This is a genomic window from Sphingobacterium cavernae, assembly GCF_008520265.1.
Taxonomy (GTDB): Bacteria; Bacteroidota; Bacteroidia; order Sphingobacteriales; family Sphingobacteriaceae; genus Sphingobacterium; species Sphingobacterium cavernae.
Genome location: NZ_VIQM01000022.1, coordinates 30,316 through 54,917 on the forward strand (window position 1 = coordinate 30,316; position 24,602 = coordinate 54,917).

19 protein-coding genes are annotated in these 24,602 nt (G+C 35.3%); 9 read left to right on the forward strand and 10 right to left on the reverse strand.

The annotated features are described in order from the left end of the window. The 4 genes from FLS47_RS03280 (at position 1) to FLS47_RS03295 (ending at position 4,213) form a co-directional block, all read left to right on the forward strand. A complete protein-coding gene (locus FLS47_RS03280; RefSeq protein WP_149912968.1) occupies positions 1-1,614 on the forward strand; it encodes a response regulator in 1,614 nt (537 codons plus the stop codon). 59 nt (positions 1,615-1,673) lie between these two features. After that, complete coding sequence (locus FLS47_RS03285; protein WP_149912969.1) at positions 1,674-2,204, forward strand: plastocyanin/azurin family copper-binding protein; 531 nt, start codon at positions 1,674-1,676, stop codon at positions 2,202-2,204. Positions 2,205-2,331: 127 nt separating this feature from the next. Beyond that, positions 2,332-3,738, forward strand: a complete 1,407-nt coding sequence (gene lpdA, locus FLS47_RS03290) for a dihydrolipoyl dehydrogenase (protein WP_149912970.1) — start codon at positions 2,332-2,334, stop codon at positions 3,736-3,738. Positions 3,739-3,808: 70 nt separating this feature from the next. Continuing rightward, positions 3,809-4,213 carry an acyl-CoA thioesterase gene (locus FLS47_RS03295; protein ID WP_149912971.1) on the forward strand — a complete coding sequence of 135 codons (405 nt, stop codon included), beginning with the start codon at positions 3,809-3,811 and terminating at the stop codon, positions 4,211-4,213. Between the two features lie 370 nt (positions 4,214-4,583). Here the strand turns inward: FLS47_RS03295 and FLS47_RS03300 are convergent, their stop codons facing one another. Continuing rightward, entirely contained in the window at positions 4,584-4,886 is a 303-nt protein-coding gene (locus tag FLS47_RS03300) for a DUF3817 domain-containing protein (protein WP_149912972.1), read from the reverse strand. A 267-nt stretch (positions 4,887-5,153) separates the two neighbouring features. On the opposite strand from FLS47_RS03300, the gene lpdA (FLS47_RS03305) reads away from it, so the two are divergent. Then, a complete protein-coding gene (gene lpdA, locus FLS47_RS03305; protein WP_149912973.1) occupies positions 5,154-6,542 on the forward strand; it encodes a dihydrolipoyl dehydrogenase in 1,389 nt (462 codons plus the stop codon). A gap of 83 nt (positions 6,543-6,625) precedes the next feature. Here the strand turns inward: lpdA (FLS47_RS03305) and FLS47_RS03310 are convergent, their stop codons facing one another. From FLS47_RS03310 to FLS47_RS03330, 5 genes are read right to left on the reverse strand one after another with little or no spacing between them, the layout of a single operon-like run. After that, positions 6,626-7,642 carry a LacI family DNA-binding transcriptional regulator gene (locus FLS47_RS03310; RefSeq protein WP_149912974.1) on the reverse strand — a complete coding sequence of 339 codons (1,017 nt, stop codon included), beginning with the start codon at positions 7,640-7,642 and terminating at the stop codon, positions 6,626-6,628. Between the two features lie 39 nt (positions 7,643-7,681). After that, entirely contained in the window at positions 7,682-9,328 is a 1,647-nt protein-coding gene (locus FLS47_RS03315) for a S41 family peptidase (RefSeq protein ID WP_149912975.1), read from the reverse strand. A gap of 11 nt (positions 9,329-9,339) precedes the next feature. Then, complete coding sequence (locus FLS47_RS03320; protein WP_223225113.1) at positions 9,340-9,897, reverse strand: HAD family hydrolase; 558 nt, start codon at positions 9,895-9,897, stop codon at positions 9,340-9,342. Continuing rightward, positions 9,897-10,370 carry a hypothetical protein gene (locus FLS47_RS03325; protein ID WP_149912976.1) on the reverse strand — a complete coding sequence of 158 codons (474 nt, stop codon included), beginning with the start codon at positions 10,368-10,370 and terminating at the stop codon, positions 9,897-9,899. The genes FLS47_RS03320 and FLS47_RS03325 overlap by 1 nt, the downstream gene beginning before the upstream one ends. Before the next feature lie 12 nt (positions 10,371-10,382). Beyond that, the gene (locus FLS47_RS03330) at positions 10,383-11,033 is read right to left on the reverse strand and encodes an ABC transporter ATP-binding protein (RefSeq protein WP_188347348.1); all 651 of its coding nucleotides are present in this window, start codon (positions 11,031-11,033) and stop codon (positions 10,383-10,385) included. 138 nt (positions 11,034-11,171) lie between these two features. Here FLS47_RS03330 and sucC point away from each other — a divergent pair, with 138 nt between their 5' ends. Beyond that, positions 11,172-12,368, forward strand: a complete 1,197-nt coding sequence (sucC, locus tag FLS47_RS03335) for an ADP-forming succinate--CoA ligase subunit beta (protein ID WP_149912978.1) — start codon at positions 11,172-11,174, stop codon at positions 12,366-12,368. A 470-nt stretch (positions 12,369-12,838) separates the two neighbouring features. Here the strand turns inward: sucC and tsaD are convergent, their stop codons facing one another. Further along, positions 12,839-13,840: a tRNA (adenosine(37)-N6)-threonylcarbamoyltransferase complex transferase subunit TsaD gene (tsaD, locus tag FLS47_RS03340; protein ID WP_149912979.1), complete on the reverse strand. Its 1,002-nt coding sequence runs from the start codon at positions 13,838-13,840 to the stop codon at positions 12,839-12,841. Between the two features lie 84 nt (positions 13,841-13,924). On the opposite strand from tsaD, the gene FLS47_RS03345 reads away from it, so the two are divergent. Further along, positions 13,925-18,226, forward strand: coding sequence for a translocation/assembly module TamB domain-containing protein (locus FLS47_RS03345; protein ID WP_149912980.1), 4,302 nt, complete (start codon positions 13,925-13,927; stop codon positions 18,224-18,226). A 610-nt stretch (positions 18,227-18,836) separates the two neighbouring features. Next, positions 18,837-20,372: a hypothetical protein gene (locus FLS47_RS03350; protein ID WP_149912981.1), complete on the forward strand. Its 1,536-nt coding sequence runs from the start codon at positions 18,837-18,839 to the stop codon at positions 20,370-20,372. Between the two features lie 153 nt (positions 20,373-20,525). Here FLS47_RS03350 and FLS47_RS03355 read toward each other — a convergent pair whose 3' ends face one another. After that, positions 20,526-20,810: a hypothetical protein gene (locus FLS47_RS03355; RefSeq protein WP_149912982.1), complete on the reverse strand. Its 285-nt coding sequence runs from the start codon at positions 20,808-20,810 to the stop codon at positions 20,526-20,528. Between the two features lie 68 nt (positions 20,811-20,878). Between FLS47_RS03355 and FLS47_RS03360 the strand changes: the two genes are divergently transcribed. Beyond that, positions 20,879-21,679, forward strand: a complete 801-nt coding sequence (locus tag FLS47_RS03360) for a class I SAM-dependent methyltransferase (protein ID WP_149912983.1) — start codon at positions 20,879-20,881, stop codon at positions 21,677-21,679. Positions 21,680-21,757: 78 nt separating this feature from the next. On the opposite strand, the gene FLS47_RS03365 is transcribed toward FLS47_RS03360, so the two are convergent. Both FLS47_RS03365 and FLS47_RS03370 read right to left on the reverse strand, forming a co-directional pair. After that, positions 21,758-23,980 carry a Tex family protein gene (locus tag FLS47_RS03365; protein WP_149912984.1) on the reverse strand — a complete coding sequence of 741 codons (2,223 nt, stop codon included), beginning with the start codon at positions 23,978-23,980 and terminating at the stop codon, positions 21,758-21,760. 82 nt (positions 23,981-24,062) lie between these two features. Beyond that, complete coding sequence (locus FLS47_RS03370) at positions 24,063-24,578, reverse strand: Sec-independent protein translocase subunit TatA/TatB (RefSeq protein WP_149912985.1); 516 nt, start codon at positions 24,576-24,578, stop codon at positions 24,063-24,065. Positions 24,579-24,602: the final 24 nt, after the last annotated feature.

Below are 24,602 nucleotides of genomic sequence, written 5' to 3' on the forward strand. Positions count from 1 at the left end.
ATGAAAAACATTAATCTTCTGATACTTGATGATAAGGAAGAAAACATCATTAGTTTGAGAGCTTTGTTGGGTGATATTGAGAATATCAATATGATAAGCACAACTGATCCTAATGAGGCACTGAAGTTATGCTGGAAAAATGATATTTCCATAGCATTAGTTGATGTGCAAATGCCTGAAATTAATGGATTTGAGTTCGTATCCTTATTGAAAGCTAATCCTAAGACGAGTCATATTATCGCCATCATGGTAACAGCAATATCTAAGGAAGACAAATTTTTAATAAAGGGTCTTCAAAGTGGTGCTGTTGATTATTTACACAAACCATTGAATCCTGAAATTACTATAGCTAAGGTTAATGCTTTCATAAAACAGGTTCAAATTCAAGAAGAAATTATACAAAAGAATGCAGAATTAGAACAATCTAAATCTGCTCTTATCGAGGCTAACAAAGAAGCCGAACACGCTCGAAAATCAAAGGAAATTTTTTTAGCAAACATGAGTCATGAGATTCGCACACCAATTAATGGCATCATGGGGATTATTCATATGTTAAAAAGTTCTTCCCTAAATCCAGAACAAATTGATTGGGTAAAAAGATTGGATACCGCTTCAAACTCTTTATTAATGATAATTAATGACATTTTGGATATTTCCAAAATTGATTCAGGCATGCTAAAGATTGAATTTGAAAATTTCAATTTAAAAGATTTAATCGAAGAAACTGCTAATATTTTCAAAATCAAAGCTGAAAATAAAGGATTAAAAATTGACATTAAAATTGACGAAAAGATTCCAAAAATTGTAAGTTTTGACTCCTTGAGACTCCAACAAATTCTTTCAAATTTCATATCAAATTCTCTTAAATTCACTGAAAAAGGATCTATTGAATTCTGTATCGAGTCACTTTCCGCTTCGAATAGTGTTCATGAAATTAAATTTGCAATAAAAGATACAGGAATCGGCATAAAATCAACGTCTGTAGAGAAAATTTTTCAAGAATTTGAGCAAGGTGATGATCGAATTACGAAGAAATTTGGTGGAACAGGATTAGGTCTTGCTATTGTGAAAAGATTAGCTAAGTTGCTCCAAGGAGAAGTACATGCAGAAAGTAATTATGGTGAAGGATCTACCTTCTCATTTATTGTTAAGATGGAAGAAGTAAAAGAAGAAGCGTTGGAGAAGAAAAAGGAAAATTTACAGTATACTGAACTTCAAAAGCTGTCACAACTGAAAGTACTAGTAGCGGAAGATAATGATTTAAATAGTTTTATGCTAGCACACATGCTGCGCACATGGGAATGTGAAGTTAAAATTGTAAAAAATGGAAGATTTGCTTTAGAAGCTTTGGACGCAGAACACTTCGATTTGGTTCTTATGGATACGCATATGCCCGTAATGAGTGGATTTGAGGCGATTACAGAAATACGAAACAATTTAGATCCTAAACGCAGTACTATACCGATTATTACTATTTCTGCTTCTGTGATGGAACATGAGCAAAAGGCAGCCTTCGAAGTCGGCGCAGATGATGTAATTGGTAAGCCATTTAATCCTATTGAACTTTATAATAAAATTGTCAAAGCTTGTAAGTTACAGATAATAAATAGTTAAGAAATTTTAGTAAATGCAGATAATTTGTAAATTTGGCAAAAGAAAACTTAGTTAAGATTATGAAAAAATACTTTTTAATACCTGCAATTGCAGTAGCTTTAACTATCGCTTCATGTGGTGGTGATAATAAGAAAAATGATACGGATACTGCTTCTACAACAGAAGAAACAACGCCTAGCGTAACAGAAACGGTAGAAGGCATTGAAAACGTAACTTCATCAAATACCTGGACTGTAGAAGGAAATGATCAAATGAAATTCAATACAGAGTTGATCCGCGTAAAAGCTGGTGAACCTTTAGAATTGACATTAAAAAATGTTGGTTCATTACCTAAGGAGTCAATGGGACACAACTTAGTAATTCTTAAACCAGGTGTAGATATCGCTACATTCGGTGGTGAAGCTGCTGCGGCTTCTGATAATGAATACATCCCTAAATCATCATTATCATCAATCGTTGCACATACAAAATTATTAGGACCAGCTGAAGAAGATAAAATCACCGTTACTCTTGATAAAGGTGTTTACGAATATATTTGTAGCTTCCCAGGTCACTTTGGTATGATGAAAGGTAAAATCGTTGCTGAATAATAATTTCAGTTCAAGCAACATTATAACACTAAAAAGGCACTTAAAGTGCCTTTTTTTATGCCAACATAATTTGGTAATAGTGAACGAGAAAGCTTAACTTTGCAACAAAAATTATAAAATAGCAATTATGCAATACGACGTAATAGTAATTGGTAGTGGTCCAGGCGGTTATGTAGCCGCTATCCGTTGTGCTCAATTGGGGTTAAAGACAGCGGTAATAGAAAAATACAGCACTTTTGGTGGTACATGTTTGAATGTAGGCTGTATTCCATCCAAAGCTTTATTAGACACTTCAGAGCACTATCACAATGCTGCTCATGCCTTTGCAGATCACGGTATTTCTGTGAAAGACTTAAAAATTGATGTTAAAAAAATGATCGATCGTAAAAACGATGTGATCGCTCAAAATACAGCTGGTATTACATACCTTTTCAAAAAGAACAAAATTGATTCTTACGAAGGTACAGGTTCTTTCGTGAATAAAAACACAATCAAAATCACGAAAAAAGATGGTGCTACAGAAGAAATCACTGGTAAAAATGTAATCATCGCTACAGGCTCAAAACCTACAGCTTTACCATTCTTGCCAATTGATAAAAAACGTATTATCACTTCTACTGAAGCATTAAACTTGACAGAAGTACCAAAACACTTAATCGTTATCGGTGGTGGTGTTATTGGTCTTGAGTTGGGCTCAGTTTACGCACGTCTTGGTGCTAAAGTTTCGGTAATTGAATATGCAAAATCAATTATCAGTACAATGGATGGTGGTTTAGGTAAAGAATTACAACGTGTCTTGAAAAAATCATTGGGCATGGAATTCTTCTTGGGTCACAAAGTAACTGGAGCTTCTGCTAAAGGTAAAACAGTAACAGTTACAGCTGAAGACGCTAAAGGTCAAGCGGTATCTTTTGAAGGAGATTACTGTATTGTATCTGTAGGACGCGTAGCTTATACCAAAGACTTAGGTTTAGAGAATATCGGCATTACTCCAGAAGAAAGAGGAAACAAAATTACAGTTAATGATCACTTAGAAACTGCTGTTGAAGGTGTTTATGCTATCGGTGACGTCGTAAAAGGCGCTATGCTTGCACACAAAGCTGAAGACGAAGGTATCTACGTGGCTGAACGTATTGCTGGTCAAAAACCACACATCGATTACAACTTAATCCCAGGCGTCGTTTATACTTGGCCAGAAGTTGCTTCAGTTGGTTTGACAGAAGAACAATTAAAAGAATCAGGTAAGAAATACAAATCAGGTTCATTCTCATTCAAAGCTTCAGGTCGTGCTAAAGCATCTGGAGATACAGATGGTTTTGTGAAAGTATTGGCTGATGCGGAGACGGATGAGGTATTAGGTGTTCACATGATTGGCCCTCGCGCAGCAGATATGATTGCTGAAGCAGTTGTAGCTATGGAGTACAGAGCTTCTGCAGAAGATATCGCACGCATCTGTCACGCCCATCCTACTTATACCGAAGCACTTAAAGAAGCTGCCCTAGCAGCTACAGCAAATAGAGCTATTCACGCTTAAAATATTGTAATAAAGGGACAAAGTATTTTGTCCCTTTATTTTTTAATAATCATACTTAATACTATCTACTATGAATTTTCACACTAGAAAATGGATAAAACCAGAAGACTTAAATCCAAATGGATCTCTTTTCGGTGGTACGCTATTGCGTTGGATCGATGAAGAAGCAGTAATATACGCTATTGTCCAACTGGGAAATCCTCATGTAGTAACAAAATTCATCTCTGAAATTAACTTTGTAAGCTCTGCGAAACAAGGGGATATAATTGAACTGGGCATCACTGCCACAGAGTTTGGCAGAACATCAATTACGCTAACCTGTCAGGTTCGTAATAAAATTACAAGAAAAACTATACTTTCAATCGACAAATTAGTTTTTGTGAATTTAGACGCAAATGGAACACCAACACCACACGGCAAAACAGAAATTACGTATGCTTATATGAGCATAAATGATCTTCCTCAAAAAGATTAGTTTTTATAATTATTCTCTTGCTTTTAAACCTTCACTACGATCGATACACATTGTCTTTTATATCTTAATCTTGGTATCCAGTGCGGATTGAATGAATCAACAAATCCCCCATATGTAAATCAACTTACGTGTCGAGAAACATCATTTCTGACAATAAGTGATGAAACTAAAGGAACTTATCCAACTAATAAAACAATTTTTAGAATTGCTGAGATTCAACCAAGAAGAGACCAAACATAAGAAAGACTTAGTGATACATCATCCGTACAGGAACTCATAATACCACAACTGGAGATTAAAAGGTATAAAATGAATAGAATAAATATTAATTTAATTCCACCTCCAAAATTATTATAAAACAAAAGCTAGCTTAAACGCTAGCTTTTGTTTTATTTAATATATCCTTTTTAACATCCTTTTCAACCCAAAAAGAAACAATAGGAAACAGGGATAGTACAAAATACTTAACTACACGAGAAAATTTCCAATTATAAGTCTGCCAACACATGATTAATAAGATGACAAAAATGACTACTAGGAATCCGTGGATAGATCCAGCTACACGCACAGCCTCTGGTATATCTGCAAGATATTTTAAGGGCATAGCAACAAAAAATAAGATCACTGTAGATATTGCTTCCCACAAAGCAACTTGTTGAAAAATTCGTAACATACTATATATATATTTGCATCACGAAAATAGCTAATTATTAAACATATAATCAATCATACCCCTTTATTGACTAAACATTGACAATAAAGGCTATAAAACACATAATAGGACATTTCTAAATTCACTTCGAAGACGCTTAACCTAAGTAAACAACACAAAATATTTATTAGTTTTAGTCATTTAGCTATCAATATAATATCGCTAAGCCGAAAAAAAAATGTATTTTTGGCTACAAAATTTGAAAAAGAAAACTAATTCAAAAACTATATGAACTACGACATTATTGTGATTGGATCTGGACCGGGTGGTTATGTAGCTGCTATCCGTGCATCTCAATTAGGGTTTAAAACTGCCGTTGTGGAGCGCGAAGCTTTAGGTGGTATTTGTTTGAACTGGGGATGTATTCCTACAAAAGCTTTATTAAAAAGTGCGCAAGTATTTGAATACTTAAACCATGCAGAAGAATACGGAATTAAAGTACAAGGCGGTGAAGCTGACTTTGGTGCAATCGTAAAAAGAAGTCGTGGTGTTGCAGAAGGCATGAGTAAAGGTATCCAGTTCTTGATGAAAAAGAACAAGATCGATGTGATCATGGGTACTGCCAAGATAAAAAAAGGTGGTAAAGTAGAAGTGAAAGCTGCTGACGGAAGTACTAAAGAATACACAGCTAAACATACAATTTTGGCTACTGGTGCACGTTCAAGAGAATTACCAAACCTACCACAAGATGGTAAAAAAATCATTGGTTACCGTCAAGCAATGAACTTACCTACCCAACCAAAATCATTGGTAGTAGTTGGTTCAGGTGCTATTGGAGTTGAGTTTGCATATTTCTACAATGCTATCGGTACTAAAGTTACTATCGTTGAATTTATGGATCGTATCGTTCCTGTTGAAGACGAAGAAGTATCGAAACAACTTGAAAAATCATTGAAAAAAGCAGGTATTGATATTTTGACTAAATCAGAGGTAACTTCTGTGGATACTTCAGGTGCATTGTCAAAAGTTAATATTAAAACTGCGAAAGGTAATGAAGTAATCGAAGCTGAAATCGTCTTATCAGCAGTAGGTATCGCTCCAAATATCGAAAACTTAGGTTTAGAAGAAGTAGGAGTAAAAGTAGACAAAGGTCGTGTACTCGTAGACGATTACTACAAAACAAATATTGATGGTGTTTACGCAATTGGTGATATTGTCAAAGGCCAAGCTTTGGCTCACGTTGCCTCCGCGGAAGCTATCACTTGTGTTGAAAAAATCAAAGGTTTGCATGTAGAACCAATCAACTACGGTAACATTCCAGGATGTACTTACTGTTCTCCAGAAATTGCTTCTGTAGGTCTTACAGAAAAAGCTGCACGCGAAGCAGGTTACGAAATCAAAGTGGGTAAATTCCCATTCTCTGCATCGGGTAAAGCTTCAGCTGCTGGTGCAAAAGATGGTTTCGTGAAAGTAATCTTCGATGCTAAATATGGCGAATTGTTAGGCGCGCATATGATCGGTGCTAACGTAACAGAAATGATCGCTGAAATCGTTGTTGCGCGTAAATTAGAGACTACTGGCCATGAAATGATCAAAGCGGTTCACCCTCACCCTACAATGAGTGAAGCTATTATGGAAGCTGCTGCTGATGCTTACGGTGAAGTGATTCACTTATAGCAGTCAGTTTATATAATACGAAAGGATGCATATTTGAATATGCATCCTTTTTTATTTTTGGAAAATCAAAATAAATATGAACTTTATTGATATACCAATTTAGAAGCAAAAATATGATCAATATTCGTCGAGTCTAAATCTTTATTATCTAATAATTCAAATAAAACACTCGCAGCTTTAGCACCTTGCTCAGCAGGGTATTGCTCAATACTTGCTAAAGGTGGATTATCCATATACTTCCATAAGGAATAATTGGCAAAACTAATGATTTGAATATCGTGACCTAAATAAATACCTTTCTCTTTTGCGTATTTAATAATATCAAAAGTCACATAATCATTAAATGCAAGAATGGCAGATGGTCTATCAGCTAACCCTCTTAACTTTTCCATTGCGGCGTAATTACTTTCTTCTGTCAACTCTGAATATACTACGTATTTCTCTTCAAAATTTAATCCATTATCCAATAATGCTTTTTTAAATGAAAGCGTACGCTCGCCTGCAGCTTTTAATGTTTCTGGGCCATTAATTAAAGCTATTTGTGTATGCCCTCGCTCTGCAAAAGCTTGTACGGCTTCCTGAATGCCTGTCGAAAGGTCACAATAAACTTTAGGAACATCTTCTATACCTTCTGGCACGCAATCAAAAAAAACAATAGGAATTTCATATTTACGTAGACGCTCTATGAAGTCTAGATTAGTTGTATTCTTGCCAAGAGACATTAGAACCCCATCTACTCTATGGTTTCGGAAGCTGTTAATGATATTCAATTCACGCTCCGGATTATCTAATGATTGTCCTAATAGAACGGTAAATTTTTGTTGTTCGGCTACCTCTTCTATCGCACTAATTGCGGATGCAAAAAACGGTTCAGATAGTTTTGGTAAAATTACACCTATAGTAAATGTTTTACGTTGTTTAAAAAAAATTGCAGTTTGATTCGGCTCGTAGTTTAATTCCTCTGCTAATTTCTTAACACGCATTGTAGTTACCAAGCCTATACTTGGATGATCATTAAGAGCGCGAGAAACTGTTGAAGGTGAGATCCTTAATTTTCTAGCAATTTCCTTAATTGTAATAGGCTTATTGGGCTTATTCATTCGTATTAAAGTTTGTATATGATGACCTAAATATACTTATTAAAAATGAACTTTTTTGGCAGGAAATTTATACATACCCTGAATTTTTTGTGGAGAAACACATTCTTGCGAAAATTTTCTCTCAAAATTAGTTTTTCCCGAAACGGAACGAGACTGGGTTGATTTAAAAACTCCTGTTTTAATATGTCCTAACGCCGCCGCTAACATAGTCTCTTCTTGATTACCAAAGTCTAAAAAAGAGTCATATTCCCAAACATGGGAATTCGGTTTAAGGCCGGCAAAGTAATCTCCTACTCCATTCTTGTTAAACATCTGGAATGATGTTACATATAATTCATTACTCGAACTAACTATTTCCACAGGAAAAAACCCAACAGGCTTACCGTATGTATTTTGAGCTATATTGGTTTTACCATCCGAACTATAATTGCCAACCATATAGACCTGCATGTAAGGAGATAATGTATTAATCAACAACTCACTTGCCGATGCTGTTTCATTAGTAACTATAAAATATACACGAGATAAATTGAGATTTCCTTTCTTTGAAAAATAAACTGGTGCAAATTCATCACCTGGTTTATCCCAACCAAACTCTTTTAAAATTGAATTTATTTTATATGTATACATTAATTGTCCAGAGGCTGATGATGGAGCCATCACATCGGACAAATACTCTGCCGTTAAGACTGACCCCCCACCGTTATACCTAAGATCTACAATCATTTCAGACACATTTTGTGCAGTAAATTTTTCAAAAACATCCCGTAATCTTGTTTGAAAACTCTTGCCGACACCTTTATCATTCACCCAAGCATCTGTACTTAAAAAAGAACTCAAGCCAACATATGCAACCTTGGTATTGCCAACATTCAAAATAGTATCAATATATACAGCATCTATAAAACTGTTATTTCTGTAGGCAATATTAACCGTTTTGATAACCCCATCAGGTGTTTTATATTTCACCTCAAGGTTTGATGAATTCAAATAATTATTTAACGTATTGAAATTAGAACTTTTTTGGCTGTTGTAATCAATTTTTATATCACCATTAAGACTTATTATTTGTTGCCCTCTACGCAAACCTGCGTTATAAGCTGCTGAGTTTTTTTCAATAAAACGTATAAACAAATCTGCATTTTCTGTACTTGCCTTTTGGAGATACATTAGATCCATTCCAAAACCAGAAATGTATCCTTCTTGTACGGCTCCAGTAATAAATCCGCCTCTATCTAAAAAACTATACCAATCGTAAGCTTTAGTTTCTCCTTTAAGATGATCATAAATAATATCTTTATAATACATATACGAATTACCACTCCCAGCATTACTTTTTACAGATTTCCCTATAACATTCGCTTTTGTAAGATACATAAGGTATCCTAAAACATCACTTGCAGACTGAAAATATTTCGTATAATTATCTTTCAAATAGTTAGTAGAATCCATCCTTCCAATATCGGATGTAATTGGACTTAGACCCGATTCCCATAGCGAAAGATACTTATAATAATACCATACTGAATCCTTAAGTCTATTTTCATAGTCATCATCCACATATACTTTACTTTTATCTATTTCATAGTGATTCTGATTATTTTTCTCATCATCATCTCTTTCGCAAGACAAGAATAGCATACCGCACACACACGCAATTCCTAAATAGTATGCAATAGTTTTCATGAATATTTCTCCTAATTTATTACGCAAATCTGATCAAGACTAACATCAAATTCCTCTGCAAGATAGGGAATTACATCTATTTTCTGATGACGTAATTCGTCTACAAAATAAATCTTAATGAGGTCTTTATATTCACCTAAAATATCCCAATTCAAAAATTTAAGTTTATTCAACTGTTCAACTGGGTTTCCTTTAGTTAGAATGGCGACGTTTTTATGAGCTTCAAATAATTTTTGAAGTAAGTTTTTTGCTTCATCAAATAACTCTAATCTTAGCGGTATTTGCGCATTAGCTCTCAAACGCTCAAGATTTTCATGGTATTTGTCATCGATACCAAATACCTCCTTAGTCGCATCAAACACCTTTTCTTCTCCATGATATAAATAAACTTTTTTCATGAAGTTAGCCAAATCGTTAGCCTTTACACTTCCTTCCGTGAATTCGTAAAAACTTCCAAATAGGTAATAGACTTGTAACAAATAATCTTGCCTTGGAAACAAAACATCATCCAGTTCGAATGCGTATACCGCTTTGTCCAAAGTAATCTTATCTAACATCTTAAATTCCATTATCGCGCTACTGCTAAAAAGAAATCCATTTCTGAATCAGACAATACTCCTAGACCATTTACCTCAATATCAACCTGTCTATGCGACAGCAGATCCGTCTTATCCAATAACACACTTAATGATAATTCTTTTGCTGGATTAGGTAAAATGTCTAATTCCTGTAATTGTGCTTTTAAAGGACAAATAACTTGGATACCATATTCTTCGAATAACAACAAAGATTCGGACAAAGATTCAATTTCGGCTATTTGCAATGGCAATATATAATTACAACCATTATCCAACGCTAATTTCAACATCTCATGAGCGAATGTAGGGTTCACGCCTTTCGGTATTTTTACATATTTTTCCTGCATAAAGACAGGAAGATCTTCTGACGTCGCTTGGATAAGTTCATATTTATCCGCTAACAATTTACATACACGCAATCCCAGGCTGTGTGTAGCACTGGTAATTAATAATCTTTTCAGCACTTTCTCTCCTATCTAAAATATATTACCGTCCTTCATGTGAATCGTTCGATCTGAAATATTCGCTAACTCCTCATTGTGCGTGACAATTACGAAGGTATGCCCCATAGAATCACGCAAATCAAAAAACAATTTATGTAAAGCCGCTGCATTCTCTGAATCCAGATTACCCGAAGGCTCATCCGCTAGAATAATTTTCGGGTTATTAATCAATGCACGTGCCACTGAGACGCGTTGCTGCTCCCCTCCCGATAGCTGTGATGGCTTGTGACCAGCTCTCTCGGCTACACCTAAAAGATCCAACAATTCCATTGCTCTCTTCTCCGCTACATCACTTTTTGCGCCACCAATAAATGCAGGAATGCATACATTCTCCAACGCTGTAAATTCCGGCAGCAAGTGATGAAATTGAAATATAAAACCAATATGCTGATTTCTAAAAGCACTTAACTCTTTCGAGGAAAGTTTATGTATAGCTGCATTATCTATAAATAGCTCGCCTTTATCTGCTTTATCTAATGTGCCAATAATATGCAGTAACGTACTTTTTCCGGCACCAGAAGCTCCGACGATGCTGACAATTTCACCTTTTTTCACGGTAATATCCACCCCTTTTAGGATAGGTAGATTGCCGTAGGATTTAAAAATATTTGATGCTTTTAGAATCATGATACGAATTTAAGAAAAAGAATCAGATTGTAAGTTTGCGACAAGGCAATAAGCACAAGTGAATAACAAAAGTATCCAAATAAATTCTTGTCTCTTAAGAATAAAAGTCATATTTTTACGTCAAATTTTTTATCAATGAACATTCACGAATATCAAGGAAAAGAAATACTTAAAAGTTTTGGCGTAAGAATCCAAGAAGGAATTGTTGCTGACACTCCAGAACAAGCAGTTGTTGCTGCTCAAAAATTGAAGGAAGACTTTAACTCGGATTGGGTTGTAGTAAAAGCGCAAATTCATGCTGGTGGACGTGGTAAAGGTGGCGGTGTTAAGTTAGCTAAAAACCATGATGAGGTATTGCAACGTGCTACTGATATCATCGGTATGCAATTAGTGACACCACAGACAGGTCCTGAAGGCAAGAAAGTAAATAAAGTATTAGTTGCTCAAGATGTTTACTATCCTGGAGAAAGTGAAACAAAAGAGTTTTACATGTCTGTATTATTAGATCGTGGTACTGGTCGTAATATTATCATGTATTCTACAGAAGGTGGTATGGATATCGAAGAGGTTGCAGAGAAAACTCCTCATTTGATTTTCAAAGAAGAAATTGATCCTAAAGTTGGTTTACAAGGTTTCCAAGCTCGTAAGATTGCCTTCAACTTAGGTTTATCTGGTGCTGCGCACAAAGACATGGTGAAATTCGTAGCTGCATTATACAAAGCTTACGATTCTATCGATGCATCGATGTTCGAAATCAACCCTGTATTAAAAACTTCAGATGATAAAATTTTAGCGGTAGATGCTAAAGTTAATTTAGATGAAAACGCATTGTACCGTCACGCTGATATCGCTGCTATGCGCGATGTAACTGAAGAAGATCCAACTGAAGTTGAAGCCGGTGAGTCAAACTTGAACTATGTAAAACTTGACGGTAACGTAGGTTGTATGGTGAATGGTGCTGGTCTTGCAATGGCAACTATGGATATTATCAAGATTGCTGGTGGTGAACCTGCAAACTTCTTAGACGTAGGTGGTACAGCGAATGCGGAGACAGTTAAAGCTGGATTCAACATTATCTTGAAAGACCCTAATGTAAAAGCTATCTTGATCAACATCTTCGGTGGTATTGTTCGTTGTGATCGTGTAGCGCAAGGTGTAATTGATGCTTACAATGAAATTGGTAACATCCCTGTTCCAATTATCGTACGTCTTCAAGGTACTAATGCTGCTGAGGCGAAAAAATTGATCGACGAGTCAGGTCTTCAAGTATACTCAGCAATTTTATTGAAAGAAGCTGCTGAATTAGTAACTAAAGTATTAGAAGAGAAATAACAATAACTCTCTTTCAAAATATAAAAGCCTCAAATCTGAATGATCTGAGGCTTTTTCTCATGATTGACTAATATTCTAGAATATCTCTGTTTCCCAACCATAAGATCCAGAAGTTTCATAATCATCATTTATCAACGGATCATTGTCTTCAGGATTCCTACCCCCAAATGTCAGATTTGTAGAGCCAACAGCGATACCTGTTCTAAATAAAATTCGACTTCCATAACCAATGGAGCGTAATACTTTTTCTTCATAGGGTTAATTTTTATTTTAAAATAATTTTTCAAAATAATTATTTATTTCATATTTGTAAAATATTTTCTAAGAAAAGCAAATAAAATACTCATGAAAGCAAAAAACATGGTTTCCCGCATGGTCAAGTATGCTGTGATTTATTATTCACACAAGCCCATTAAACACAAATCTAGCCTTGAGAAAACAGCAATTAACAATTCCATTGCTGTTTTCTATTAAAAAGGAATACGTGCTAATGGCATAACTTCCTGACCGACAAACTCACCATTTAAAAATTTATGGTAGCCTGCAATAGCAATCATCGCTGCATTGTCTGTACAATATTCAAATTTTGGGATAAAAACTCTCCAATTGTACTTATGCCCCATTTCAAGTAGAGACTTACGCAAACCAGAATTAGCAGAAACACCTCCAGCAATAGCGATATCTTTAACACCTGTTTGCTTAGCTGCCTTTTTTAATTTATTCAATAAAATCGTCACTATACGATCTTGCACCGAAGCACAAAGATCCTGCATTTGCTCTTCCAAAAAATTTGGATTTTTCTTCATTTCAGCTTGCACCAAATAAAGAATTGCAGTTTTTAATCCAGAAAAAGAAAAATTCAAATCTGCTATTTGCGGTTCAGGTAATTTGAATGCTGTTGGATTGCCATCTTTTGCATATTTATCAATTAACGGACCTCCGGGGTAAGGAAGATTTAGAATTTTAGCAGTTTTATCAAATGCCTCCCCAGCCGCATCATCCAAAGTTTGACCTATCAATTCCATATCAAAGTAGTCTTTTACCAAAACTATTTGAGTATGACCACCAGAAACTGTTAAACACAAAAACGGAAAATTTGGCTTTGGATCTTCAATAAAATGCGCCAAAATATGCGCCTGCATGTGATTTATATCGATCAAAGGAATATTTCGTGCCAAGGCAAATGATTTCGCGAATGATGTACCCACTAAAAGTGAACCTAAAAGTCCAGGTCCACGCGTAAAAGCTACGGCATCTACATCATTTTTTGTAATTTTGGCTTGCTGTATTGCTTGATCAACCGTCGGAATAATATTTTGCTGGTGTGCACGTGATGCCAACTCAGGAACTACACCACCGTATTTGGCGTGAATAGCTTGTGTTGCGATAATATTTGATTTGATTTCACCGTTAATACATATAGACGCTGATGTCTCATCACACGACGATTCGATCCCTAGAATTACAGCCATTTTGGAAGAATTTATTTAACACACAAAAGTATCAAAAAAATACTGAAAATAACGCTTTGGACTATTGCTAGTATACTTGTACTGGTGCTTTTGCTTATTTTTTCTTTACAGTTTTCTTCCGTACAAACTTACCTATCCAAACGTGTAGCCACATTTTTGGGTAAGGAACTTAACGCTAATATCACTTTAGACAAAATCTATTTTAAACCATTTTCGACGTTATCCTTACAAAAGTTTGCTGTCATCGAGCATAATGGCGACACTACACTTTATGCGGAGAAATTGAATGCAAACTTAGATTTGCTCAAATTCTTTGATAATAAAGTCACAATTGAAGAAATCAAGCTAGAGGGCGCTTATCTGAATTATCAAATTTATCCAGATAGCTCTAATTTAGCTAAATACATAGCTTACCTCACTCCACCTAAAAAGCAAATAAAAGATAAAAAACAAAAGCTAGAATTAGCTTTGGATCGTATTGAACTTAATAATAACAAGTTCAGGATGGTCAATAATAATTACACCTATCCGCGAGCTGGAGTCAATTTTGCTGATTTAGTAGTAACGGAAATTTCGGGGGTATTGGATAACATTAAATTGGATTCTATTCTGTCAGCCTATATTTCTGGGCTGACCTTAAAAGAAAAAACAGGCTTCTATCTTAAAGAATTAACTGCTAAAGCATCGTACAGCGACAAACAGATGAAATTTGAAGATCTCCTTATTCGAACAAATAATTCGACAGTAGGCGATTATGTTATTTTTGAGTATGATGAGTTTAATGATTTCAGCTCTTTCCTCACTAAAGTTAATGTGAAAGCAAACTTAAAAGACGCTTACGTAGACTCAAAAGATATTGAATTCTTCGCACCCACAATGCGGACTGTACAATTTACAACTTCCATCAAGAACGCCGATTTAAGCGGGACTGTATCTGATATTGTCGCTCGCAATGTAGAACTTAGTACAGGTAAAAAAACCAGTCTAACAGGAAATTTCACCATCAAAGGTTTACCAAACATCAATAAAACAGTTTTTGGCTTCGCGATAAAAGAGTTAAAAACTTCTGGGCAAGACATCGAATATTTCGTTCCCAAATTAGCAAATGGAAAAAAAATACAACTTCCGACACAAATCCATAATCTCAAAGATGTGAATTATACGGGTTCTTTTCTGGGGCTATATAATGATTTTGATGTCAAAGGAAATTTAAAAACCGCTGCTGGATCATTGCAACCTAATGCGCACCTCACCATCAAGAATTTGGTGAGTTATAATGGAAAAATAGCCGCTCAAAATTTTAAAATTGGCGATGTACTCAATCAAAAAAACATTGGAGCATCTTCATTCGATTTGAAACTAAATGGTAGAGGACTGGATCTGAAAGACCTAGATTTAAAATTTGAAGGAAACTTCACGAAATCAACCATTTACAAATACTCGTACGACCAGACACAAGTCGAAGGTACTTTTCAAAATAAAATACTTAGCATGAAAGGTATGGTGGATGATAAGAATCTACAGTTGACTTACAATTCGGCTATCGATTGGGCTACTAAAGACGTAAATTATACATTGGACGCAGTAGTATCGCATGCCTCTCCTAACAAATTAGGTTGGCTTGATAAAGACAGTGTCATAATTCATCAAGCTAATATTAACACGAATCTTGTAGGGAACAATCTTAATAATTTGGTGGGGCAACTTCAGGCAGACTCTGTAAGACTTAGCACCAGCAAAGGATTATTTTTTATTGAAGACATAAATTTTACTGCTGAAGGTGATGATCAAAATAGAATTTTGATTTTGCAATCTGATGTTTTGGATGCCAATATTGCAGGGGTAATTGATTTAAACACGATTGTACCCTATTTCAAATCTTTGGCTATGCGCTATGCGCCAGCTATCAATTTTGAAACACAACATTATAATCCGCAGAATTTTAATTTGAAGGTCGATGTTAAATCTTTCCAACCGATTTCTGCTTTACTAGATCCTTCTCTTTCGCTAGAGGATGGAGCACATTTGAATGCGCAATTTTCCTCAGAGGATTTCAATGCTAAATTCACGGCTTTTAGCCCAACTGTAGTCTATAAAGGGGTAAAATTAACAAACCTTTCTGTAGTGGAGAATGCAGACCAACAAGCTTTTTCATTGGATATTCTAGCCGACAGAATAAATTTTGCAGATAGTACATATGTGAATAATGTATCTATTAAAAACACCTTAGCCAACGACAGTTTAGTTTTCAATTTGGAATTATCCGAACGCAGCGCAACAAACTATTTAAATCTAAATGGAGATATTCATTTTGCACACAACTCACCTGCTTATATACATTTCAGACCTTCTTTTATCGTTATTAATAAAGATACATGGGCGCTTAATGAGGAGGCAAAAATGCATATCTCACAAGGAAAAGTTTATATTAATGATTTGATATTAAGTCAAGACAAACAACGTGTTAAACTGGATGGAATTCTTTCCAACGAAGCAGACCAATTGCATGTATTGTTTAATAATTTCAGCTTAGCTTCCTTGCAAGGCATCACGCAGCCTTTAGGAATTAATCTAAAAGGATCTTTAGATGGAAAAGTCGATGTTACCTCAGTCTTTAAAAATCCTGTCGCATCAGCAAATATTCAGACAAGCCCAATTATTTATAATGAAATTCCAATTGGTCAACTTGGTTTAAAAGCGGACTTTAATCCAAATACAGGAAATATGCTAATTGACTTAAAGCTCTTAGATGATTTGCAAAGAGGTGTTTTGGTTAATGGCGAATATAATTTCTATAGTGAGGATGAACCACTTAATTTAAAAGGTACACTCGCAGAAACAGATTTGATGATATTTCAACCATTCCTCAAAAATTTGGTATCGAATTTAAAAGGAAAAGGAAATGCCAATGTAGACATCAAAGGGACATTCAAAAATCCCAAAATCACAGGTCTTGGGAAATTCAATGATGCAGAATTTACAGTTAATTATTTGAATACTCATTATTATATAGATAATCAGATCGCCCTTGTAGAAAACAACGCTATTATGCTACAAAACCTTAGTGTAAGAGACATAAAAGGTAATAAAGCACAGGCTAATGGACTTATTAATTTGCAAAAATTAGCAAATCCGTATATCGATGTCGATGTGAGCGGCTTGCGATTTATGATTTTGAATACCAGTTTCAAAGACAACAACTTGTACTACGGAACTGCCTTTGCGTCTGGCTTATTTCGATTCAAAGGATACACATCTTCAATCAATATCGATATTGATGCTAAATCGGAAAGTGGAACTGCAATCACTTTACCGTTCAATTCGGCGATGACGGTATCGGATAATGATTTCATCTATTTCGTTAGTCCCGATTCTACCGAAAATGAAAACAGAGTTAAGCGCAACCTATTTAGCGGCTTAACAATGAACATGAACCTGAATTTCACTCCTGATGCGGAATTAAATCTTCAAACCAGTATGGGTTCATTGAAAGGTAGTGGAAACGGCACTATTGCGATGAAAATTTCTAGTCTGGGGGATTTTGAAATGTTTGGCGACTACATCGTAAATCAGGGAAAATTTCACTTCACAGCCCAAGATTTTATCAATAAATATTTTGACATCAAAGAAGGCGGAACCATTCGTTGGACAGGAAACCCATCAGAAGCAGTCATTAATCTCAATGCTATCTATCAGCAGCGAACAGCAGTCGGCCCTCTGTACAATGCAGCAGGATATTCGGGAGACAATGAACGTGTATTAGCACAGGCAGACATGCTTATTAAAGGCACTTTAGAACAGCCGGATGTTACATTCGATTTAAACTTCCCACAAAATCCATATATCAAAGATCAATTGCAAAGCTTCCTCAGCGATGCCAATAACGTGAACCAACAAGCGCTGAGCTTGATCGTACGTCGTAGTTTCACGCCGAGCTCAAGTTCTGAAATCGGTCGGGAAGTCAATAATACGTTACTTTCAGCAGGTACAGAAATAGCCTTCAACCAGTTGAATAATATTATATCCCAATCGCTGAATGTGAATTTTTTGGATTTAAATATCCGTTCCTTCAATGACGCTTCAGCTTCATTGCGATTACTTAATGATAGATTAGTACTTTCAGGAGGAATTACAGACCGCACCAACTTTGAAGCGACGGATCTTACTTTTTTCCGCCAAGGAATCACGACCGACGCAGAATTGACTTACAAACTCCGTAGAGAAGGCAACTTACTTTTCAGAGCATATAATAGACCCTATACCCGAAATTTCTTAATCCGTTCCTTGGATGCAGAATATATTACAGCCTTGGGATTAGTTTATCGTCAGGAGTTCAATTCATTAGGCGAATTCTGGCGAAGAATTTGGAATTTTAACAAAAAGTGATTTTTATCCATTTTGAAGTTTACTAGTTGTAACTGAATTATTTAAAAGTAAAAACTACTATAGCAAGTTATTCTTTTGATTCGATTGCAACGATTTCAAATTGTTTCGTATTCCCTTAAGAAGTAACTGTGAAATCTCTTAAAATTTAACTACCAAAACTTAGCTTTCCGACCTAAATAAATTATTAGTTTAGATAGCGCTATCTAATCGATAAAAATAAGTCAAAAACTATAAACATAAAAAATATTTTCCTAAACAAATAATAATTAGTCAATGATTTATACCCCAATTAAGATATTGTAGACCTAAATCTACAAGACTAAATTAAACCCGTTAAACTTTAATTAGTTGCATTAGATACTAATAATTTTGTAGCATCAATTTGATTAAGATAGTATCATGCACACAAATAAACTACAATATATAAGACCAGTTATTTCATTCACTTTATTAGAAATAGAATGTTCATTATCAGCAGACTCAGCACGTGTGCTAGCGACTGATGATAATTTTTTCATACACGAAGATTGAATCGAAGAACCAACTGTCGAGAGAACAATTGATTGGTAATTTTTTTTGAAATGAAATCGTATAGAATTATTTAAATCAGATGAGCAAAACAAATATACATAAGCCAATTATATTAACACTAGTAGGATTACTTAGTATCTTATTTTCATGTGAAAAAACTCAAGAAGAAAATTTAGTAGGGGAAGAAGCTGTTTTGAGTGTGAACATTGAAGGAATAGCGTACGAAGCTGAACATGATATTTTAGTGAGTAATAAAGCTTCGGAGTACCAAACAAGTTCTGATACTCATATACAGTATGTAAATGAAGATTTTCGTATTGAAAGCCAACTTGCTCCTATTGAAAATAATCGTACTGAAAATTTGAAAACAGATTTTAAACAAAGTGCTTCGGCTGTTCTACAAAAGCTTGCAGATAATATCAAATATAAATTATTGGTATATGATGCAGCTGGAAATTTTGTAGACGAACGTGACTACATTTACAAACAAGAAACCCTAGAATCCGCAATACCACTCAATACTTACACAGAATATATATCTATGGTAGTAAGTTCACGTTCTACATCTAATATTCCGCAGATAACGAACCGCAATAATCTAATTTCAGCACAAATAAAAAATGTAAATGAAGATTTATTATATTGGAAGAGCAAGAAAATGAAACTAAATAAAGGGCAGAATTTTTTAGCTGCAAAGCTAAAACCAAAATTTAGTGAGGTAACCACTACCCTACAAATGCACAATACAATAACGGGCCAAATTACCGCTATACATACACCTACTTTCAATTCATTAGTTCAAGATGTTACTTTAAATTTAAAGGATGGTAAAATAACTTATGAAAGTCTACTTAATAACGGAAAATCTGTAACCTTTCCTTCACTGGGAACTGGAAAGCGATGTATGACGTCTAATACGACAATTTTAACTCCTGATACTACAACCAATATGTCATTGACATTTAACGCATTAGAAGTAGATAATGAAATTAAAAACAATATCACCGTAGCTGGATTGAATTTTAAACCAGGTCATCGTTATAATCTAATTTTAACTTTAAGAACTTGTACCCAAGCTGTAAGTGGCAATGGATTCGATTGGGAATTCCCTCAAACATCTAAAACCATTAAAGAAAATGGAAAAAATGTAACTTATACAGGAATCGATTTTAAACCTCAAAATTCAACTAAGACTACATTTGTTAAAAATTGTGATATCATTACTTTTAATTTTACTGAGGCAGGAGCTGATTATGGAATTGTTTACAATATTACGGAATTAGACAATGCATTCAATCTAGAAGTAAATGGAACACCTATTATCGGAACAAGTGTAACTACTGGTGAAGTACAATTCCAAAATAATGCTACTAATACAACTCAAAATATTGAATTTGAAGATGGAAGTCAATATCAATCTATTGGAAACAATAATATCACAGCAAACAAAAGAGTAAAAGCTATTTGGGAATTTAAAGGAACAGTAGAAAAACCAGTCATTAGAATAGTAATAGGTCGAAATGGTGATGTTCGATTATATGGTAGCAAAACAGACCAAGGAGAATTATTTCCATTACGATTAAAAAATGGTATGCAATTCAATACAATTACATGAAATGGTGGTGATTTAACAAACACAATTATAGCCACGTCAAGGGTCGAGGGAAACCGTGATGGATGCATACGGATCTGGAGTAAAGAAAATATCTTGTACTAAGTAGTTTAAAATAAATAATATGAACCCACAATTCAAAAGAGTTGTGGGTTTTTACATATATTTCTCTAACAAATATTCCCATTCTTCATCCAAAGAACCTTTAAACTCAGGCTGTTTGGCACGGTTATACCAATACCGCGCATTCCAAAAATCTCCTTCTACTCGGTGTAGATACGCGTGTATATGTGCGGAGATAGCATCGTCCAAATGATCAATCAGATCATGCGCTTGCTTCCAGTCACCTTTTGCATCCCACCATAATGCCTCAATTTGTACCGAAAGCGAATTTGATGGAAAATTTTCAGTCAATGAGTTTTTAAATTCTTGGATAGTCATACAAGCGAATATACCAAATGCTTAGAAAATATTATCTTATATTTATTGCCTAATGAAATTAAAAACCAATGCAAAAGCCACTTGATTACTTAAAAATAAATAAAGATTCATGGAATAGAAGAACTGCTCATCATGTAGAATCTGAATTTTATGATTTAAAAGGATTCCTCTCTGGAAATACATCTTTAAATCCGATTGAAATCTCATTACTTGGCGACGTAAAGGGCAAAAGGATATTGCATCTGCAATGTCATTTTGGTCAGGATAGTATTTCGCTGAGTCGATTAGGTGCTGAAGTAGTTGGGGTTGATTTATCCGACAAGGCAATAGAAGCTGCTAAAAAATTGGCGCAAGAAACTAATTCATCAGCACAATTTCTTTGCTGTGATATATATGACTTACCGCAACATTTAGATCAAGAATTTGATATAGTATATACTAGTTATGGCACGATAGCTTGGCTTCCTGATTTGAATAAATGGGCTGCTGTGATTTCAAAATTTCTAAAACCTCAAGGCAAATTTGTATTTGTGGAATTTCATCCCGTAGTATGGATGTTTGATGATAATTTTGAAAAAGTCGGATATAATTATTTCAATACGGGGCCAATTGTAGAAATAGAAGCTGGAACTTATGCTGATCGCTCAGCAGATTTGAATCAAGAATATGTTTGTTGGAATCATAGTTTGAGTGAAGTCTTATCGAGTTTAATACACAATAAACTTACGATTAGCTCTTTTGAAGAATACGATTATTCACCTTACAATTGCTTTCAACATACAATAGAATTTGAACCTAAAAAATTCAGAATTCAGCATTTGGATAATAAAATTCCAATGGTTTATTCGCTAATTGCTGAGAAAAAATAAGCAACTTTTAAAATAATAAAACGTCATTTCGAAAGGCGTCTAACGAGATGACGTTTTACAATCAATAAGCTTTAATAATTATTTAAATTTTCCAGCCAGTGCAGCTAGTTTTGCTGCCATATCAGTTTCAGGAACTTTTTCTTCTCTTCGTTCAGTACGCTTACGTGGAGGAACTTTTTCTTCCGTTTTCATGGAAAGAGCGATACGTTTACGTTTCTCATCCACTTCAGTAACAGTTACCATTACTTGCTGTTGTACTTTCACGACTTCGTGTGGATCAGACACAAAATTATTAGACATTTGACTCAAATGTACTAATCCATCTTGATGCACACCGATATCTACAAATGCACCAAAGTTGGTAATATTCGTAACGATTCCTGGTAATTTCATCCCTACTTTCAAATCCGAAATAGCATTAACTCCGTCGGTAAATGAAAAAGCTTCAAATTGTTCACGTGGGTCCAAACCTGGTTTTGCCAATTCGGCAATGATATCATTTAATGTCGGTAAGCCTACTTCATCCGAAATGTATTTCTTCAAATCAATATTATTACGAAGTTGCTCGTCTTTCATTAATTCAATCACTTCTACACCCGAATCCTTCGCCATTTGCTCGACCAGAGCATAACGTTCAGGGTGAACCGCAGAAGCATCCAACGGATGTTTTGCATTTCGGATACGTAAGAAACCTGCGGCTTGTTCAAAAGCTTTGTCTCCAAGTCTTGGAACTTTCTTCAACTCACGACGTGAACTGAATGGGCCATTCTCTTTACGGTAATTTACAATTTGCTGTGCCAATGCTGGACCCAAGCCAGAAATATACGATAGAATTTGTTTTGATGCTGTATTTAATTCCACGCCTACTGCATTCACACAAGAAATAACCGTGTCGTCCAAAGCCGTTTGTAACTTATTCTGATCAACATCATGCTGGTATTGACCAACACCGATAGATTTCGGATCAATTTTTACCAATTCAGCCAAAGGATCCATCAGACGACGACCTATTGATACAGCGCCACGCACAGTCACATCTTGATCTGGAAATTCTTCACGAGCTACTTCAGAAGCTGAATAAATCGAAGCTCCACTTTCATTGACCATCACAATGGTCACATTGTTCAACCCTAACTTGCGAACAAAGTCTTCCGTTTCACGACCTGCTGTTCCATTTCCAATAGCAATGGCTTCAACATCATATTTTGACACCAAATATTTGATTGTGCGCTCTGCTTCTGCTGCGCCTCCCGATCCAGTATGCGGAAATATCGCTGTATTTTCCAATAAATTTCCTTGGGCGTCCAATACCACTGTTTTACATCCTGTACGGAAACCTGGGTCAATCGCTAATAAACGCTTTTGTCCAAGTGGTGCTCCTAATAATAATTGACGCACATTGTCCGCAAAAACTTTTATAGCTTCTTCATCCGCACGTTGACGAGTCAATACGCGAATTTCGGTTTCCATCGATGGCTTCAATAGTCGTTTGTATCCATCATATAATGCCAGTTCCACTTGTTTGGATGCATCGTTTTTGCCTTTTATATAGATAGACTCAATTTTTGGAACCACAACATCTTCATCTACTTCAATATCTAAATAAAGCAATTCTTCTTTTTCGCCACGGCGCATAGCCAACACGCGATGAGATGGTGCTTTATCCAAAGGCTCTGACCATTCGAAATAATCTTTGTATTTCTGGGCTTGCTCCTCTTTTCCTGGAACCACACGCGATACGAAATTTCCTTTATCCAAGAAAACTTTACGCAATTGCGCACGAACCTCCGCATCTTCCGCAATTGTTTCAGCTATTATGTCTCTAGCACCAGCTAAGGCCTCTTCCAAACTATTAACGGCTAATTCTTCATTTAAGAATTGTCCTGCAAAAGTTTCAACCTCACCAGATTTCTGTTCTAATAAATAATCTGCTAATGGCTGCAATCCTTTTTCACGAGCTATTAAAGCACGGGTACGACGTTTTGGTTTGTATGGTAAATAGATATCTTCCAATGTAGCCATTGTCTCTGCCCCACGAACCAACGCTTCGAGTTCAGGTGTTAACTTTCCTTGATCTTGAATAGATTTTAATACAGCTTCTTTACGTTTGTCCAAATCACGTAATTGTTGGATACGATCACGAATAGCCGTAATCTGAACTTCATCCAATGAACCAGTCAATTCTTTACGGTAACGAGAAATAAAAGGTATAGTAGCGCCTTCATCCAATAAAGCTACGGTTGTACTCACTTGTTTTTGTGTGATAGACAACTCATTCGAAATTATGATTTCGTGTGACATATGCATGTATATATTCGAGTAGTAACGAGAAAGCTGCTGAAATACTCTTTCAACAGCTTTCTATTATAGATTTAATGCTAAATTATACGTTTTGTGATGGTTTATCTTTTTGTTTTTCTACAGATGTATCTGCATCCTCTACTTTGGACTCTTCGCCTTCTGGCCTTTCCTCTGCAAAATAATCATTATACCCATATTTGTAATACTCAGTCTCGTCTACAGGATGCGCTCCTGGATCGTGTTGGACTGAATTTTCAGGTTGCGTAAACTGTGGGAATTTCTTTTCTGCTGGAGCGTCTGTGGCTGCCACCTCTTCTGCACCATCTACTTGAGATGCATCCGCTGTAGGAGTATTTTCAATAGGCGCTGAAGTATTTGTCTTTTTGTCTTCTGCTGTAACGTCAAGATCTTTTTCGAAATTATTGATTTGATCTGAAATCTCGCGTTTGATATCTTCTGAAGCATCTTTGAATTCACGAATACCTCTTCCTAATCCTCTTGCCAACTCAGGTAATTTTTTACCACCAAACAACATCAAAATGATAATCACGATGAAAATCATTTCTTGCGTACCAATATTTAAAAATGCTAAAGTCATTTTAGATTCAATTTTGTATTTCTA

Excerpts from the sequence above, each read along its gene's own strand:
- FLS47_RS03320 (WP_223225113.1), bottom strand. The coding sequence starts at position 9,897 with ATGGAATTTAAGATGTTAGATAAGATTACTTTGGACAAAGCGGTATAC.
- FLS47_RS03285 (WP_149912969.1), top strand. The coding sequence starts at position 1,674 with ATGAAAAAATACTTTTTAATACCTGCAATTGCAGTAGCTTTAACTATC.
- FLS47_RS03295 (WP_149912971.1), top strand. The coding sequence starts at position 3,809 with ATGAATTTTCACACTAGAAAATGGATAAAACCAGAAGACTTAAATCCA.
- FLS47_RS03360 (WP_149912983.1), top strand. The coding sequence starts at position 20,879 with ATGCAAAAGCCACTTGATTACTTAAAAATAAATAAAGATTCATGGAAT.
- FLS47_RS03310 (WP_149912974.1), bottom strand. The coding sequence starts at position 7,642 with ATGAATAAGCCCAATAAGCCTATTACAATTAAGGAAATTGCTAGAAAA.
- tsaD (WP_149912979.1), bottom strand. The coding sequence starts at position 13,840 with ATGGCTGTAATTCTAGGGATCGAATCGTCGTGTGATGAGACATCAGCG.
- FLS47_RS03350 (WP_149912981.1), top strand. The coding sequence starts at position 18,837 with ATGAGCAAAACAAATATACATAAGCCAATTATATTAACACTAGTAGGA.
- FLS47_RS03280 (WP_149912968.1), top strand. The coding sequence starts at position 1 with ATGAAAAACATTAATCTTCTGATACTTGATGATAAGGAAGAAAACATC.
- FLS47_RS03370 (WP_149912985.1), bottom strand. The coding sequence starts at position 24,578 with ATGACTTTAGCATTTTTAAATATTGGTACGCAAGAAATGATTTTCATC.
- sucC (WP_149912978.1), top strand. The coding sequence starts at position 11,172 with ATGAACATTCACGAATATCAAGGAAAAGAAATACTTAAAAGTTTTGGC.
- FLS47_RS03300 (WP_149912972.1), bottom strand. The coding sequence starts at position 4,886 with ATGTTACGAATTTTTCAACAAGTTGCTTTGTGGGAAGCAATATCTACA.
- FLS47_RS03315 (WP_149912975.1), bottom strand. The coding sequence starts at position 9,328 with ATGAAAACTATTGCATACTATTTAGGAATTGCGTGTGTGTGCGGTATG.
- FLS47_RS03365 (WP_149912984.1), bottom strand. The coding sequence starts at position 23,980 with ATGTCACACGAAATCATAATTTCGAATGAGTTGTCTATCACACAAAAA.
- lpdA (WP_149912970.1), top strand. The coding sequence starts at position 2,332 with ATGCAATACGACGTAATAGTAATTGGTAGTGGTCCAGGCGGTTATGTA.
- lpdA (WP_149912973.1), top strand. The coding sequence starts at position 5,154 with ATGAACTACGACATTATTGTGATTGGATCTGGACCGGGTGGTTATGTA.
- FLS47_RS03355 (WP_149912982.1), bottom strand. The coding sequence starts at position 20,810 with ATGACTATCCAAGAATTTAAAAACTCATTGACTGAAAATTTTCCATCA.